The 13,979-nt window shown below is 37.9% G+C and carries 25 protein-coding genes and 2 pseudogenes; 22 read left to right on the forward strand and 5 right to left on the reverse strand.

The features are described 5' to 3' along the window. Nucleotides 1-80 precede the first annotated feature (80 nt). The 4 genes from FAZ25_RS06415 to FAZ25_RS06430 form a co-directional block, all read right to left on the reverse strand. Nucleotides 81-530, reverse strand: coding sequence for a hypothetical protein (locus FAZ25_RS06415; RefSeq protein ID WP_146992517.1), 450 nt, complete (start codon nt 528-530; stop codon nt 81-83). Nucleotides 531-599: 69 nt separating this feature from the next. After that, nucleotides 600-1,301: a hypothetical protein gene (locus tag FAZ25_RS06420; RefSeq protein ID WP_146992518.1), complete on the reverse strand. Its 702-nt coding sequence runs from the start codon at nt 1,299-1,301 to the stop codon at nt 600-602. A 49-nt stretch (nt 1,302-1,350) separates the two neighbouring features. Further along, entirely contained in the window at nt 1,351-1,770 is a 420-nt protein-coding gene (locus FAZ25_RS06425; RefSeq protein ID WP_146992520.1) for an ImmA/IrrE family metallo-endopeptidase, read from the reverse strand. Beyond that, a complete protein-coding gene (locus FAZ25_RS06430; RefSeq protein WP_146992523.1) occupies nt 1,767-2,117 on the reverse strand; it encodes a helix-turn-helix domain-containing protein in 351 nt (116 codons plus the stop codon). Before FAZ25_RS06430 ends, FAZ25_RS06425 begins: the two co-directional genes overlap by 4 nt. Nucleotides 2,118-2,369: 252 nt before the next feature. Between FAZ25_RS06430 and FAZ25_RS06435 the strand changes: the two genes are divergently transcribed. Together FAZ25_RS06435 and FAZ25_RS06440 are read left to right on the forward strand one after the other, a co-directional pair. Further along, nucleotides 2,370-2,573 carry a helix-turn-helix domain-containing protein gene (locus tag FAZ25_RS06435; RefSeq protein ID WP_146992525.1) on the forward strand — a complete coding sequence of 68 codons (204 nt, stop codon included), beginning with the start codon at nt 2,370-2,372 and terminating at the stop codon, nt 2,571-2,573. Nucleotides 2,574-2,583: 10 nt separating this feature from the next. After that, the gene (locus FAZ25_RS06440; RefSeq protein WP_146992527.1) at nt 2,584-3,375 is read left to right on the forward strand and encodes a phage antirepressor KilAC domain-containing protein; all 792 of its coding nucleotides are present in this window, start codon (nt 2,584-2,586) and stop codon (nt 3,373-3,375) included. Nucleotides 3,376-3,487: 112 nt separating this feature from the next. Here the strand turns inward: FAZ25_RS06440 and FAZ25_RS06445 are convergent, their stop codons facing one another. Further along, nucleotides 3,488-3,700, reverse strand: a complete 213-nt coding sequence (locus tag FAZ25_RS06445; protein ID WP_040177065.1) for a heavy-metal-associated domain-containing protein — start codon at nt 3,698-3,700, stop codon at nt 3,488-3,490. A 102-nt stretch (nt 3,701-3,802) separates the two neighbouring features. Between FAZ25_RS06445 and FAZ25_RS06450 the strand changes: the two genes are divergently transcribed. The 20 genes and pseudogenes from FAZ25_RS06450 to FAZ25_RS06545 all read left to right on the forward strand — a co-directional run bounded on the left by FAZ25_RS06450 (nt 3,803) and on the right by FAZ25_RS06545 (nt 13,975). Beyond that, nucleotides 3,803-4,072, forward strand: a complete 270-nt coding sequence (locus tag FAZ25_RS06450; protein ID WP_004900864.1) for a hypothetical protein — start codon at nt 3,803-3,805, stop codon at nt 4,070-4,072. A 77-nt stretch (nt 4,073-4,149) separates the two neighbouring features. Beyond that, the gene (locus tag FAZ25_RS06455) at nt 4,150-4,347 is read left to right on the forward strand and encodes a hypothetical protein (protein WP_040177063.1); all 198 of its coding nucleotides are present in this window, start codon (nt 4,150-4,152) and stop codon (nt 4,345-4,347) included. After that, nucleotides 4,340-4,537, forward strand: a complete 198-nt coding sequence (locus tag FAZ25_RS06460) for a helix-turn-helix domain-containing protein (RefSeq protein ID WP_040177061.1) — start codon at nt 4,340-4,342, stop codon at nt 4,535-4,537. The genes FAZ25_RS06455 and FAZ25_RS06460 overlap by 8 nt, the downstream gene beginning before the upstream one ends. Beyond that, nucleotides 4,527-4,709: a hypothetical protein gene (locus FAZ25_RS06465; protein WP_040177059.1), complete on the forward strand. Its 183-nt coding sequence runs from the start codon at nt 4,527-4,529 to the stop codon at nt 4,707-4,709. Before FAZ25_RS06460 ends, FAZ25_RS06465 begins: the two co-directional genes overlap by 11 nt. Nucleotides 4,710-4,712: 3 nt before the next feature. Next, on the forward strand, nt 4,713-5,498 hold the full coding sequence (locus FAZ25_RS06470; RefSeq protein WP_155280118.1) for a conserved phage C-terminal domain-containing protein: 786 nt from the start codon (nt 4,713-4,715) through the stop codon (nt 5,496-5,498). Nucleotides 5,499-5,501: 3 nt separating this feature from the next. Beyond that, nucleotides 5,502-5,768: a hypothetical protein gene (locus FAZ25_RS06475; RefSeq protein ID WP_004907797.1), complete on the forward strand. Its 267-nt coding sequence runs from the start codon at nt 5,502-5,504 to the stop codon at nt 5,766-5,768. 85 nt (nt 5,769-5,853) lie between these two features. Beyond that, complete coding sequence (locus FAZ25_RS06480) at nt 5,854-6,510, forward strand: ERF family protein (protein WP_004907795.1); 657 nt, start codon at nt 5,854-5,856, stop codon at nt 6,508-6,510. A gap of 140 nt (nt 6,511-6,650) precedes the next feature. After that, the gene (locus FAZ25_RS06485) at nt 6,651-7,361 is read left to right on the forward strand and encodes a putative HNHc nuclease (protein WP_004907794.1); all 711 of its coding nucleotides are present in this window, start codon (nt 6,651-6,653) and stop codon (nt 7,359-7,361) included. Between the two features lie 146 nt (nt 7,362-7,507). Further along, entirely contained in the window at nt 7,508-7,912 is a 405-nt protein-coding gene (locus FAZ25_RS06490; RefSeq protein WP_004903903.1) for a hypothetical protein, read from the forward strand. 451 nt (nt 7,913-8,363) lie between these two features. Further along, entirely contained in the window at nt 8,364-8,639 is a 276-nt protein-coding gene (locus tag FAZ25_RS06495) for a transposase (RefSeq protein WP_012304996.1), read from the forward strand. Nucleotides 8,640-8,656: 17 nt separating this feature from the next. Beyond that, nucleotides 8,657-9,466 (forward strand): annotated as a pseudogene (locus FAZ25_RS06500) (IS3 family transposase); the annotation flags it as partial. 104 nt (nt 9,467-9,570) lie between these two features. Continuing rightward, entirely contained in the window at nt 9,571-9,981 is a 411-nt protein-coding gene (locus FAZ25_RS06505) for a DUF722 domain-containing protein (protein WP_004903898.1), read from the forward strand. A gap of 714 nt (nt 9,982-10,695) precedes the next feature. Further along, nucleotides 10,696-10,887, forward strand: coding sequence for a hypothetical protein (locus tag FAZ25_RS06510; RefSeq protein WP_146992529.1), 192 nt, complete (start codon nt 10,696-10,698; stop codon nt 10,885-10,887). Continuing rightward, entirely contained in the window at nt 10,871-11,269 is a 399-nt protein-coding gene (locus FAZ25_RS06515; protein WP_146992531.1) for a DUF2335 domain-containing protein, read from the forward strand. Before FAZ25_RS06510 ends, FAZ25_RS06515 begins: the two co-directional genes overlap by 17 nt. Nucleotides 11,270-11,577: 308 nt before the next feature. Beyond that, complete coding sequence (locus tag FAZ25_RS06520) at nt 11,578-12,030, forward strand: cupin domain-containing protein (RefSeq protein ID WP_004907787.1); 453 nt, start codon at nt 11,578-11,580, stop codon at nt 12,028-12,030. 138 nt (nt 12,031-12,168) lie between these two features. After that, nucleotides 12,169-12,368, forward strand: a pseudogene (locus FAZ25_RS06525) (hypothetical protein). 306 nt (nt 12,369-12,674) lie between these two features. Continuing rightward, nucleotides 12,675-12,839, forward strand: a complete 165-nt coding sequence (locus FAZ25_RS09720) for an HNH endonuclease (protein ID WP_371812531.1) — start codon at nt 12,675-12,677, stop codon at nt 12,837-12,839. Nucleotides 12,840-12,871: 32 nt separating this feature from the next. Continuing rightward, entirely contained in the window at nt 12,872-13,147 is a 276-nt protein-coding gene (locus FAZ25_RS06535) for a transposase (RefSeq protein WP_012304996.1), read from the forward strand. A gap of 56 nt (nt 13,148-13,203) precedes the next feature. After that, on the forward strand, nt 13,204-13,704 hold the full coding sequence (locus FAZ25_RS06540; RefSeq protein WP_155280117.1) for an IS3 family transposase: 501 nt from the start codon (nt 13,204-13,206) through the stop codon (nt 13,702-13,704). A gap of 10 nt (nt 13,705-13,714) precedes the next feature. After that, nucleotides 13,715-13,975: a transposase gene (locus FAZ25_RS06545; protein ID WP_103152754.1), complete on the forward strand. Its 261-nt coding sequence runs from the start codon at nt 13,715-13,717 to the stop codon at nt 13,973-13,975. The last annotated feature ends 4 nt before the right edge of the window (nt 13,976-13,979 follow it).

Here is a 13,979-nt window from a genome sequence, read left to right on the forward strand (position 1 = left end):
ATATAAATAATTCATATTTGACACCTTTCCAATGCACAAACAATATGTACGCCCAAAAGGGCATTTATGACTTATTATTATTATTTGACTACATCGCCAGTAATTAACCAAGAACCCATAGTTGACTTCGCGTTGATAACTTTAAACTTAACGTGATCACCAGCTTTTAAATTATATTGTTGCGTAGCTGGATAAAAGTTCAAGTGCTCACCAGCTTGTATATTTTGGCCCAATTCAGACTCGTTTACGATATTGAATATTTCGACATCAACAGTTTTACCATCGATACTTTGGCCGTTATTTAGTTGACTCTCGGCATCTAATGTTGAAATAACGTCATTAGCAATAGCTGCAACAGATGATGTAGAAGATGATTCAGAGTTTTTCTCTAGCTCGCTTGATTTGTTTGATTTCGATGTTTTTTCTGTTTTGGTCGATTCATTGGATGAGTGGTTACCAACGATATATCCACCAAGTCCAACTACAGCTACTGCTAATACAGCAATAACAATTATATTTTTTTTATTCATTCTATGTCTCCACGTAGTATTTTAGTGTGGTTGCTTAGCACATATATGTTAAATCAAAAGGATATATAATTAGTTACCATAGTCATCGCTGGCTTTACCTTGATCACTAATTATTTTTGCTTCCATGGATGGAACTGTTATTTTTCCGCCTAGAGTTGACTTGTAAGATACAGTGCCTTTGCTGATTCCTGAAGCAGTCACGAGGTCGTCTTCCAAAACGCGGGAACCGTTAAGCAGGCTGTTGTCAATATTAACCAGAATGATATTATCACTATTTCCGTCGACAGCAAGTCGAATCTGAACAGCATCATCATCTTCCATTACTTGAATTACCTTGCCTGTATACTGAATTTTTTTGCTCGTGTAATCATCAGGCGTTCGCGCGATTTGATCGTATGTTATACCGGTCTTGTAAGAGGCAGGGTCTTTGTCGCTATCATCAGATGTGGAGCTACTTGATTCCGATTCATCGTTTGATTCACTTGCATCTTCGTCCGAACTTGACGAATTATCGCTTTCGTCATTAGATGATGAAACGAAACTGTCAGATTTTTTTGCTGTTTTTGGTGATGATTCGTTTTGCGAACTTTTACCAGCAGCGAATCCAATCATTCCTATAAAAAATAAAAGTCCAACAAAAAACGTAATCATTACTGCTTTTTTTCCAACAGCGCTTTTCTGTTTATTTGCCTTACTTACAATATAAAGCGTTAGTAATACTATGAATACAATTGATGTAACTATCCAAAGTAAAGCGAACATCGCGATCATAACTTTCTCTCTCCCAAAGCATTTTATTGTGGTTGCTCAGCACATGTTTTTATTCTACTAATTTAAATTCATTATATATTCGTAACACATCGCTTTCTAACCATGAGGGCACGCGATAGTAACTCATAAATGTAAGGGGACTACTTGGCATTTCGATAGAAATCAGCAATTTTATAGCATTGCGGTGCGCTAATAATTCTTCGCCGCGCTTACCATACTCACTAAATTGATAAACAGCTTGTGCTTCGTGATCACCGTATAATATATGGCTAAGCTCGTGAGCTAGTCTATACGCGTAATCAACGTTGACATCAAAGCACTTATTCATAATAACCGCTCGTGTATTAACAAGCGCGGTATCTGGAACGTTTGTTGATAAATCATCAGCGTCAACTACCGAGACGTCATTATTGCATGCCAAAGTCTCTAACGAGCTTGTTATCTGCGTATATAGGTAATCTCTTATCATTTATTACCTCGCTGGCGTTGTTCAATAATAAAACGTGCGTATTCGCGAAGTTTCTCTTTATCTTCTTCAGTAATTTCCATACCATCAAAAGCTAGTATAGTTTCATCATCTAAAATGTCGGCAACCTTTGTATCAACAGACGTTACATTCATCTCATCAGTACGCCCTAATAAGTAGTCGGTTGATACATGGAGTACGTCAGCGACAGCGCTTATTTTCTCAACAGAAGGCGTTTTAGTTTTCCAACCATAAATCGAGTTAATGCCCATTCCAGACTTTTCTGCAAGGGTTTGAAGATTTATTTTTCTTAAATTAGCAGTTTCTTTAACGCGTTCAAATATAGTCATATCAAAGGTTCTCCAGTATTTGACTACATAAAATAATTCAATCGGATAAAAATAGGTTTACTTATTTATTCGATAGAGTTATGATTATTTCATCAAGTAATTAAGCAAACAAAAACAAGCACTGATAAATCTAACTTGGCGGTCTGATTAAGCAAGTACAACGTTTTTATTACTTATTTGTTATGCACTAATATTACTCCATTGGATAAAATTAGTCAATAACTTGATGAAAATTTATAAAGGAGGATAAAAATGACTGAATTGGAAAAAGCTTCATCGAAAGTACGCGTTAAATTCAAAGTCGCTTTGATTGAACATGGAATTAAACAAGTCGAACTTGCAAAAATGCTTAATACATCGCCGGCGCAAGTTAATCGAGCGTTGGCTGGCAACACCACGCCAAAAGATATTGAAATTCAAAAGCAAGTAGCAAAAATTTTAGATGTCGAATTATAAGGAGACAGACATGTCACAAGAAATTAAGGTATTTGACAACCTAAAAGTCAAAGAAGAAAACGGACAAGTGTTGTTCGATGCAGAAAGCGCAGCAATTGGATTGGGAATTGTTTCAAGGGCAAAAGGATATACAAATATTCGCTGGTCACGTGTGAATGATTATCTCGTTTCTGCCAAAAGTGGCAGAAAGATTCAAAAAGGTGATTTCATCACTGAACCACAATTCTACAAGTTAGCTATCAAAGCAAACAACGAAACCGCTGAGCATTTCCAAGACTGGGTCACGTCAGAAGTCCTGCCAGCAATTCGTAAACATGGCGCATACATGACAGACAAGACAATCGAAGATGTCCTAACTAATCCAGACACAATTATTCGATTGGCAACTGATTTGAAAAATGAACGTGAAGCTAAAGTCGCTTTGCAACAAGAAAACTCTGTCTTGCTGCAACAGAATAACGAGATGAAACCAAAGGCGGACTACACAGACCTAGTCTTATCAAACAAGGCATTGGTTAACATCACATTCATTGCCAAAGATTATGGACTGAGTGGTCTTGCAATGAATAAATTATTGCATCAACTTGGCGTCCAATACAACCAATCAGGTGTGTGGCTGTTATATGCAAAGCACCAGAAAAAAGGTTGGACGCAATCAGAAACTAAGGAAGTCGATCGTAAAGATGGAACAAAAAAGCTTGTAATGAATACCAAGTGGACACAAAAGGGTCGCTTAGGTTTGTACAACTTGCTTAAAGTAAATGGGTACTTACCAGTAATTGAACAAGACCAGACAGCATAGGGGAAAGAAAATGGAAGAAAAACAAGAAATTTTGGAATTAAAAAAAGAAGTCAGCGAGTTAAAAACACAAGTGGCTTCTCTGAAAACGAACGTTAAATATTTACTGAATAAATCAGCTAAACTTTAACATATTTTCACTCAATTTTTCAACGGTGTATCCAGCTTCGGTTCCAGCAGCAATCAATTCTTCTGTTGAAAGTGCATATTTATCAGCATCGATTGTAGCTGTATCGCCTGGTTCGTTGAAATTAGCATCCAATACCTGATTTAAATCTTCCAAATCGAGTTTAGGACGGTTGGCGTAATGCTTTGGTGATAATCCCATTTTAATTATATCCTTTCAAAATACTAGGCACTGCAATGCCAGTAACTACAGGATAGCACACTGAAATTAGAAGAAAAGCAACAAGTACAGGGGCGTACAAATATGGACGACAAAATTATTACAATGCTGACAGAGTCAGTTGTTAGCAAACTCTCAACTTTTTTCGAAGAGGGGTTAGAGTATGAAATCATCACACAGCGACAAGATTTGGCAGAATTTCTAACTGGAAAAAGGCGAGCCGATGTCAGCAGGTTTTTAGAACTTCCAGACTTCCCGCAGATTAGAGATGATACGGGAAATGTCATTGGTTGGAGTTGGCGAGCTATTAGAAAATGGGAACTAGAAAGGACAAAGCAAAATGCAATACTTTGAAATTATCGGCATCGTGTTTGTTGTCGTTGCAGCATTCATCGGTGGTGTAGTCGTAGGCGACAGTTTAGGTAAGTGACATGGCAAATAACAACTACCCCAGTGGTATGACGGTAGCAGACTGGCAACATGTAGGTGAATTGCCAACACGTTATGAAACACGCCTAGAGCACCTTAGAAATGAGCGCAGCAAGTCATTAGATGAGATTGACCAAGTGAATGATTACATTCATGAATTGGACGACGAGATACGTCAACTGGAGTTTGGTGATGAATAGGTTACGAGAGTTGAGACTGGAACACAAAGAACGTCAAATTGATCTGTCTGTTGGTGTGGGAATTGATACACAGGATATATCAAGATACGAGCGTGGTGTGACAGTCCCAAGTCTAAAAAGGTTAATCATCTTCGCTGATTATTACAACGTCAGCATTGATTACCTAGTTGGGAGATCAGATGAAAGATAAGGAACTAATTACAGAGTTGCAGAACATGCGTATGCGTCTCGGCGTTTTACGAGACAACATCAGAAGCCGTGATGAAATAGCTGGAGAATATGCAGGCGATGTCATGTCGTTTATGACTAACATTTTGTCACGGATTAGCAAAGAAAGAGTGGATAGAGGATTAGGAGGTTGATTAGTGGCACAGAGAAGAATGTTCAGCAAGGAAATTACAACAAGTGACACGTTTGTAGATATGCCGATGTCTAGTCAACTGCTTTACTTTCACTTAGGAATGGAAGCAGATGATGAGGGGTTTATCGGTAATGCAAAGATGTTAAGCCGAGCCTATGGTGCAAACAGCGATGATTTAGCATTATTAAAAGCTAAGGGTTTTATCATCATGTTTGAGAATGGTGTAAGTGTTGTAAAAGATTGGAATTTGAATAATAAAATACGAAAAGACAGAATGAAACCGACAATTTATCGTTCAGAAAAGAGTCTTCTAAACGTTGATATAGATGGGTCTTACTTCATTGACAACCAAATGGCAACCATTTCGCAACCAGATGTCAACCAAATGTCCGCACAGGATAGGTTAGGTAAGGATAGGTTAGGTAAGGTTAGTAAAGATATATTGTCTGGTTCTGACGAACCCGACCACGTACCTTACAAAGAAATTGTTGATTACTTGAATGAAAAGACAGGTAGTAAGTATCGCAGTAGTGGTTCAAAGACAAAATCATTAATTAAAGCAAGAACTAACGAAGGATTTAGTCTTGATGATTTTAAGACAGTCATTGAGAAGAAAGCAAAAGAATGGTCAGGCACAACTATGGAAAAGTATTTAAGACCTGAAACTTTGTTTGGCACTAAATTTGAAGGTTATCTTAACGAGAAACAGTCAGCTAATCAAAAGCAGATTGGTTATGGCAAACAGAAACATCAAGGTATAGTCCCTAAGTTTTTGCAAGGTAAGGTTTAGTCAATGGCAAAGGTTGAGAAATGGGTCAGTGACTTCGTTAGGACAGCTATAGCGTTAAAAGCATCAGGATTGCGTACAAGCAACGATAACAATTTGTTTGTACAAATAGACACTGAAGAGCTTGGCGCTCGTCTAAAAACAAATGGTGGGCTTACAGAGATGATGACGTATGTAGCTTTGGCTGATAACTTTTCTATCAGGTCAACATGGGAATCGTCCGAGATAGCTATTCAAACCTTGCAAGAAATGAGAGCAGAAAAAAACGCCTAACTGCCGGGGGGCGGATTAGGCGCAAAGGTATAAACACGTTGAACGTTTATACCTCAAGAATATCAAGAAATGAGGAATAAGGCAAATGAGACAAGTGTATGAGGTTAAGCCTACACCAGAACTAAACGAAGCTTTTGAGAAACTACAGCAACATTTGCGACAACCAGAAAAGAATAAAACTGGTGTTCATGGGGCTAAGTATTCTGATTTGTATGCTGTAGGAAAGGCAATCAGAGATGCGAATAAGGAATCTAGTGCTGGAATATCATTTACACAACCTGTCGTTAGTGAATTGGACGCAAACGGCAAAGAACGTCTGCAAGTTCTAACCATAATCATGCATAAGAGTGGCGAAAGCATTGTTGTTGAAGGATTGCCATTAACTGCTGGCAGCAACAACAGTCAAGAAGCTATGAAGGCAGCGACTTATGCAAAGCGTGGTTCACTCATGGCAGCATTTGGTATTACACCAAAAGATGAAGATGATGACGGTGAAGAAATAACAGCATTGCAACAGTATCAAAATAATGAACTGGAACAAAAACGACGTGTTCGTGCAAAAGTGAAGCAAATGTTGGCATTGGTAGATAAGACAAAAATTGATTTGATATGGGCTGCAATAGGAAAAGAGCGTGGCTCAGCAAATGATGTCGATAAATTGAGCATGGCCAAAGCAAGCATGATGTATGGGGCAATACAATTTGCGAATTCTGACATTATGTCTGTTGACGACAGTAAATAAATTAGCCACCAGCTCATCGTGGTAAAACCGAGCAACAGTGGAATTCAGATAATTTGTATAGCGCAAAGTCATGAAGCACTGCATTCACAGCGACATGGCGCAACCATGCAAATGGGTGAGAAGCCCATCAGGAGGAAAATATGCGAGAGTTTCAGGCATATCCAACACAAAAAGCTGGTAACGAAATTTTATTCAGATTCAGAGACGAGGAATCAGCAAATCAGTTTTTATCAACGTTTCAATTATTTAAACAGACACTAGTCGAAATTCAAGTAAGAGATGATCGTGAGATTAGTGCACAACAAAGAAAATTCATATATGCATTATTTAGGGATATTTCTAACTGGTCGGGTGACTTACCAGAATATGTGAAACAACTGTTTAAAATGTGGTTTGAACAGTGGAAAGATTTAGACGAGTTTTCCTTAAGAGATGTTGAAAAATCAGTTGCAGCCGGCTTAATCACATTTATGTTGGACTTTGTAGCAGAACATAATGTGCCATTGAGCTTTAAACCATTAGATGCATTGGCACCAGAAGATGTCGCACATTTTGAATACGCTTGTCTGATGAACAAGTGTTGCCTGATATGCGGTAAAAAGCCAAGCGATTTGCATCATTTAGACACGATTGGTCAAGGTGTAGATAGACGCAAAACAAATCACTTAAAACATAGAGCAGTACAGCTATGCAGAATACACCATAATGAAGCACACGCACTGGGTATTGAAACGTTTTTAAGTAAGTACCACATCAATGGCATAAAGATAGATGAGCGCATTGCTAAGGTGCATAGACTGAATATAGGAGAAAACAATGACACAGCAACAAGTGGTCGGAACAAAGACTAAAAATATTTACTTTATGGGTGACGCGATCGCATGCTGACGTTTCATAAACGATAATTCGATTTCAAAAACAGTCGGAAAGGGTAAATCAGAAAAGAAACGTAGCGAGTTTGGGTTTAAAGAAGCATTGCGGATTGTGTGATAAACATATGGATAAGGTGATATTAGATCCAAATATACTAAGGCAGTTTACACTCAATAAATATATTGAAGCTGAACGCAAAAATCGTTTTATCGCTGCGAAACTAAAAAAGACAGCTACTGCGTATGCCAGAAACGTTTTCTTACAAGCGATTACTGACGACGTTTCATTCTCCTGGCCAACCAAGTTAAAGTTTGATTGGTATCTTCCAGACAGACGGATAGACCCAGATAACTGGACGTTTACACAGAAGTTCATCTTTGATGGCATGCAGAAAGCACAGATTGGTAAGCGCGTGTTCTTGGACAATGACAACGTGAAAAATATAAAAGGGTTCGACCATGACTTTTATGTAGACAAGGTGAACCCTAGGTTAGAAATATACGAGACGGAGGTAGTACATGAAATATGACATCAGAGTGTCTGGGAAGACGATTAAATCGTTTAGCAATCTAGACGCTGCGAATGTGTGGAGAGATGGGTATCAGGGTGTGAACCCAGACAAAACGGTAATCGTTGTTAAGGATTATGGGAAAGTTGGTGAGTGACTAAAAGAAAGCAGAATCACCAAATATAAATAGTTTAAAAATAATTAGCACAAACAATTGTAAAGTTATGCAAAAAGAAGTAGTGATGACTGTGCCCCTGCTTCTTATTCTTATACCTATATATAGAAAGTAAATAAGGACGAGAACAGTCACGATAACTATAGTTGTAAACAAATTAAAAGTGTCGATTATTTGTAGGGGAATCATTAAAAAGTCCTTTTTAAAAAAATTCGATAAATGCTCGTATACTGAAAATCCGGACTGCTTTATTTCTAGGGCATAATCCGAGATAATCAAGTATAGGAGTTTTTTATTATGAAAGCTAAGAGATACGCAACTGAATTTAAATCATCAATTGTTGCCTTGTACAACGAGGGTCGTTCTGCTAATTCGCTGGCCAATGAATATCATTTGGCTGTACAAACGGTTACGGGTTGGGTCAAAAAAGCCCAAATCGTTGGGACTGACATGAATGGCAACCAAGTGACTCGTGCCAAATTTAATGCAATGCAGAAAGAAATCGCGCGACTCAAGGAAGAAAACGAAATTTTAAAAATTGCGGCCGTTTTGCTGGGCGAACATCGCAAGTAAAACGTAAGACCCATTTTCCTATTGTCCAATCATTGCTAAAACAGCATTTTAAACTCATGATGGTGCTTCGTCTACTCAAAATACCCAAAAGCACCTACTTTGATTGGGTTCACTATACTGAAAGCCATCGTCAACGAGAAGACACTATTTTAAAAGCTTTATTACGTGAAATTTGGCAAAATAACTACAAAGCTTATGGGGCGCCACGTTTGCGATTAGCATTGGCTGATCTGAATTTACATCATGGTACCAACCGAATTCGTCGCTTAATGCGAGAAGCTGGTATACACTCTGTCATGAGTCGACGGTTTAACAAACCAACGACAACAGTTGATTATATTCAACGGCCAAACTTAATCAGAAAGTTACAAGACGCCAATGTCTGGAGTATGGACATCACTTATTTAAAGTTAAGCAATGGTCAGTGGGTGTATTTAGCGTCAGTTTTAAATCTACGAACACATAAGATATTAGCCCATCAAATCAGTGGCACGATGGATACCAAATTAGTAGTTACAACACTACAAAGAGCGCTATCAACTCATAAAAAACCAAATTATTTACACACTGACATGGGCAGTCAGTTTACTAGTTTTGGCTTTGAAAATTTGTTAAATCGACATAAAATTGATCATTCGTATTCAAAGTTAGGGTATCCATATGATAACGCCAAAATTGAAAGTTTTCACTCTCTATTAAAGCGTGAAATGATTTATCAATTCCGTTTTCCATCGATTGCTCATCTAATTTTAGGTGTGTCCAAATATATTCAATGGTTCAACGACGAAAGAATCAGTCTCGCCAATCGAAACATGAAAGTAGCCTAATCAGTTCAGCCCTAGATAAAAAATAGTCCGATTTATTGACTTATGAGCAAAAACTATTGTATCAAATTAAAAGCGTGACACAAAATTACCTATTAGGAGAAAAAATGGCGGACAGGATAGACAAATACTTTAGTGATTATTATTCTGGTGTGATAGACATGCAGATTAAGTTGAGAAAAGATGAATTGAAACTGCCGGTTGGTATTGATGAGAATATTGGTGGTGGCAAGGCTGAGAATAAGCGTAGTTTTCCATTGGAAAATAATATGATTATTGAGGAATCAGACTACACACTGCAATCATTCATCAGAGACAAAGAATTTATGGACAGTTTCTTGAAGATGTTAATTGATGAAGAACGTGCATTGTTGGCACTGAGATATGATCGTAGACGTAGACGAAGTTGGGTACAAGTTGCCAAAATGTTGAACAAGTCAGAGCGACAATGTTACCGAGACTTGGACCAGATTAAAGACACTTATAGGAATTCACTATTCTATGGAGACTGTGGATAACTTTTAGCCAGAAAATACGTCAGTTAATTGTCAGTTTTAGGGCTAAAAACAGTGCTAATATTGTAGTATCGAATGATTAGGGATAACTATTCACACATGCTACGGCGTGACTTACGTTATGGGTTATCGCACCCTAAAGCGACGTTGCACACACTTGCAGGAACAAGGATTAGTGGTAACATGAAATAGATAGGTTGGAATATCTATCATTATGACAGGTGGCGGAATAGACCGCTCCAGTACCTTACATGAGCAACTGGGTTAGAAACATCGTATGCGAGGTGCAAATCCTTGTCCTGTCATTGCAAGACTCTTACTAAGTGATGTATCAATAAGCCGTTACACTCGTGGTAGGTGAGCAAGAAAATCAGTTATCACCATAGTTGCAAAAAACGCGGCTAAATACTAGTTAGGTGATTTCTGTGGGTGAATGAGCAAGAACTCTGTTTCGGAGTAGCCCTCATTCGGGTGCAAGCCCCGACATTCACATTGCGGTAACGCAAACACAACATATAAGGGTGGTTGCCTGCAAACTCCCACCTGTACATATTTGAGACCGTCAACAATGACTGTCTCTAAAAAAAATGGCTTATTATTATGTATTTTTCGATATTTATGTTAATATTTATTTAGGCAGAAGCGTCGCTATTATTCAATTTGAATGATAACGCGTGTTTAACTGTATACTTTTTAAGTAAGCAAAGGAGAAAAACTATGTCTATAAAAAAAGTTTTACAAAGTTACGGTAGATTAATCGATTTTGGTAGTACTACTAATAGCACTCAAAGCAAAATTGTAGTGGGAACATTTAAAGACGATATAAAAGCGTCAGGAAGTGATTGGCAACAAGTAGGTAACGACCTAAAATTCTCATTTGAAAGAGAAGTATATGGCATTACCAAATAAGGCAAATAATGGTCAAAGCAAACCAAATAAGGTAGTAATGCAAGGGTATCAAGGACCATTACCGCCTTCACAAGAATTAGATAGATATAATAAAATTGATAACACATTCGCAAATCGAATAGTTACAATGGCTGAAAAACAAGCGGAACATCGACAAAAAATGGAACAAATAAATGCTAATAATCAAACAAAAATTATAAAACGCGAGTCTAGAGATAGCTTGCTAGGATTAATTTTTGGACTGATGATAGTATCAGGGGCGTTATATCTTGCTTGGTTAATGATAGAGGCTCATGAGTACAAAGGTGGTATATTTACCATATTTACCGTGATTGGTACAATAGTAGTTTCATTTATCATTGGAAATAAAAGTAAAAAATAATTCATAAGTATAATAGTCCGACTTACATTGTAGGTTGGGCTTTTTTGATGGAGTAAATTATGGACGAACAAACAAAACAGCGCCTGAGACATATCAGAGACGCTACGGAAGTGAATACGAGACACCAGCAATGTGCTTGACACGTAATAGTGTAGAACGTCATGAGCGAGCGCGTGTGCAGATTAAAAGCGAAGTGATGGAAAATAGGCAGATTGACTATAAGAGTCATATGAAGTGGTTAAAGAATTAAAGCGTGAAATATATGATATTGTGATATAATTGGGGTGAAAGAAAGGGGTAAATGACTTATGACACACAAAGAAGATTTTGAACTAAAAGATTATGGTCCTGAACCAGTTTCGTTTAATCTTGAGAAAGCTGCCAAGCAAAATGACAACTATCGTACGACGCTATGGACAGGTGATCATTTTCAAGTTACCCTGATGGCAATTCCACCACACGGAGGTGACATCGGGATGGAGATTCATCACGGCAACGATCAATTTATATACTTGGTTGACGGTGTTGGACACGTGCAGATGGGAAAAAGTAAAGATAACTTAACGGTTGATCGCAAAATTCATTCAGGTGAGGCCGTTATTATTCCAGATAATACTTGGCACAATGTTGTAAATGTTGGCGACGATGTCATGAAGTGTTACTCGATTTATTCACCTGTGAAGCATGCACATGGTGTACAAGAAACCACAAAAGATGATGCCATTTTACAAGAAGGACCTTTAGAAGGAACAAATGAATAGACTGCAAGAAATACATATTTAACAAGTATTCTTAATTTTAAGCGCATAAGCGCTTTTTATTTTGCAGTGAAAAGGAGAGCGTTATGCAATGGCTGTCAATAAGAACTATAATGTAGTCATAAAGTGAGGTATGAGTATATGAAGTTTGGAATGAGAACGCCATCAATCAAGAAATCTATCAGCGCGAGAACAACTGGACGTGCTAAGCGAGCAGTTAAGTCAGCTATCAATCCTGCGTATGGCAAGAAAGAACTGGCTTCATAACTAATCCTAGTAAGTCAGTAAAGAATAGTGTTTATCACAAGACAACCAATAGTATTTGGAGTTTGTTCAAGTGATGTAAGCTCAGCTCATTAAATTGAGTTGGGCTTTTTGTATACATAAATTAAGGAGTATGTATGGCCAGAGTAAAGATATGCCGTAAAACAAACTGTCATATATCTATACCATACGGACAAGACAATCCATACTGTGAGATACACAAAGCAATGTATCGACCTAAGCCAGAGTTCAAATCTAAGTCATCGTATGAACGTAAGAGACAACAAAGAGATTATAATGCTAACAGGCGTGACAAGGAAGCTAATGAGTTCTACCATAACAAGACGTGGAAACATCTATCAGCAGGACTAAAGCAACAGGCAATGTTCACGTGTGAATGCTGTGGACGTACAAGCACAACCAAAGGTTACTTAGTTGTAGATCATATCATCCCCAGGAAGATAGATAAGCGTAAGCAGCTAGACAAGGGTAACCTATGGGTGTGCTCGTATACTGAAAATCCGGACTGCTTTATTTCTAGGGCATAATCCGAGATAATCAAGTATAGGAGTTTTTTATTATGAAAGCTAAGAGATACGCAACTGAATTTAAATCATCAATTGTTGCCTTGTACAACGAGGGTCGTTCTGCTAATTCGCTGGCCAATGAATATCATTTGGCTGTACAAACGGTTACGGGTTGGGTCAAAAAAGCCCAAATCGTTGGGACTGACATGAATGGCAACCAAGTGACTCGTGCCAAATTTAATGCAATGCAGAAAGAAATCGCGCGACTCAAGGAAGAAAACGAAATTTTAAAAATTGCGGCCGTTTTGCTGGGCGAACATCGCAAGTAAAACGTAAGACCCATTTTCCTATTGTCCAATCATTGCTAAAACAGCATTTTAAACTCATGATGGTGCTTCGTCTACTCAAAATACCCAAAAGCACCTACTTTGATTGGGTTCACTATACTGAAAGCCATCGTCAACGAGAAGACACTATTTTAAAAGCTTTATTACGTGAAATTTGGCAAAATAACTACAAAGCTTATGGGGCGCCACGTTTGCGATTAGCATTGGCTGATCTGAATTTACATCATGGTACCAACCGAATTCGTCGCTTAATGCGAGAAGCTGGTATACACTCTGTCATGAGTCGACGGTTTAACAAACCAACGACAACAGTTGATTATATTCAACGGCCAAACTTAATCAGAAAGTTACAAGACGCCAATGTCTGGAGTATGGACATCACTTATTTAAAGTTAAGCAATGGTCAGTGGGTGTATTTAGCGTCAGTTTTAAATCTACGAACACATAAGATATTAGCCCATCAAATCAGTGGCACGATGGATTGCTCTTATACTAAAAAAATGGACTATTTTTATTCAGTCCGTAAAATGAAAGTATAGGAGTATTTTTATGTCAATTCGTTATTCACAAGATTTTAAAGATTCACTGGTTAAACTTCACCAAGAAGGACGTTCACTTAAGTCATTAGCAGACGAATTTGGACCTTCAAAAGATTCTATTGCTATTTGGGTCAAGCAAGCTACCCCAGTCATGATTCATGGTCAGTCAAAGACGTTAAAAGATGTCAAGCAATTAGAAAAGCGTCTCGCTATTTTGGAGGAAGAAAACGAAATTTTAAAGCGAGCGGCCATCTTACTAGCCAAAAAATAGTCCG

Source organism: Leuconostoc sp. LN180020 (assembly GCF_014844115.1).
In the GTDB taxonomy this organism is placed as follows: Bacteria; Bacillota; Bacilli; order Lactobacillales; family Lactobacillaceae; genus Leuconostoc; species Leuconostoc citreum.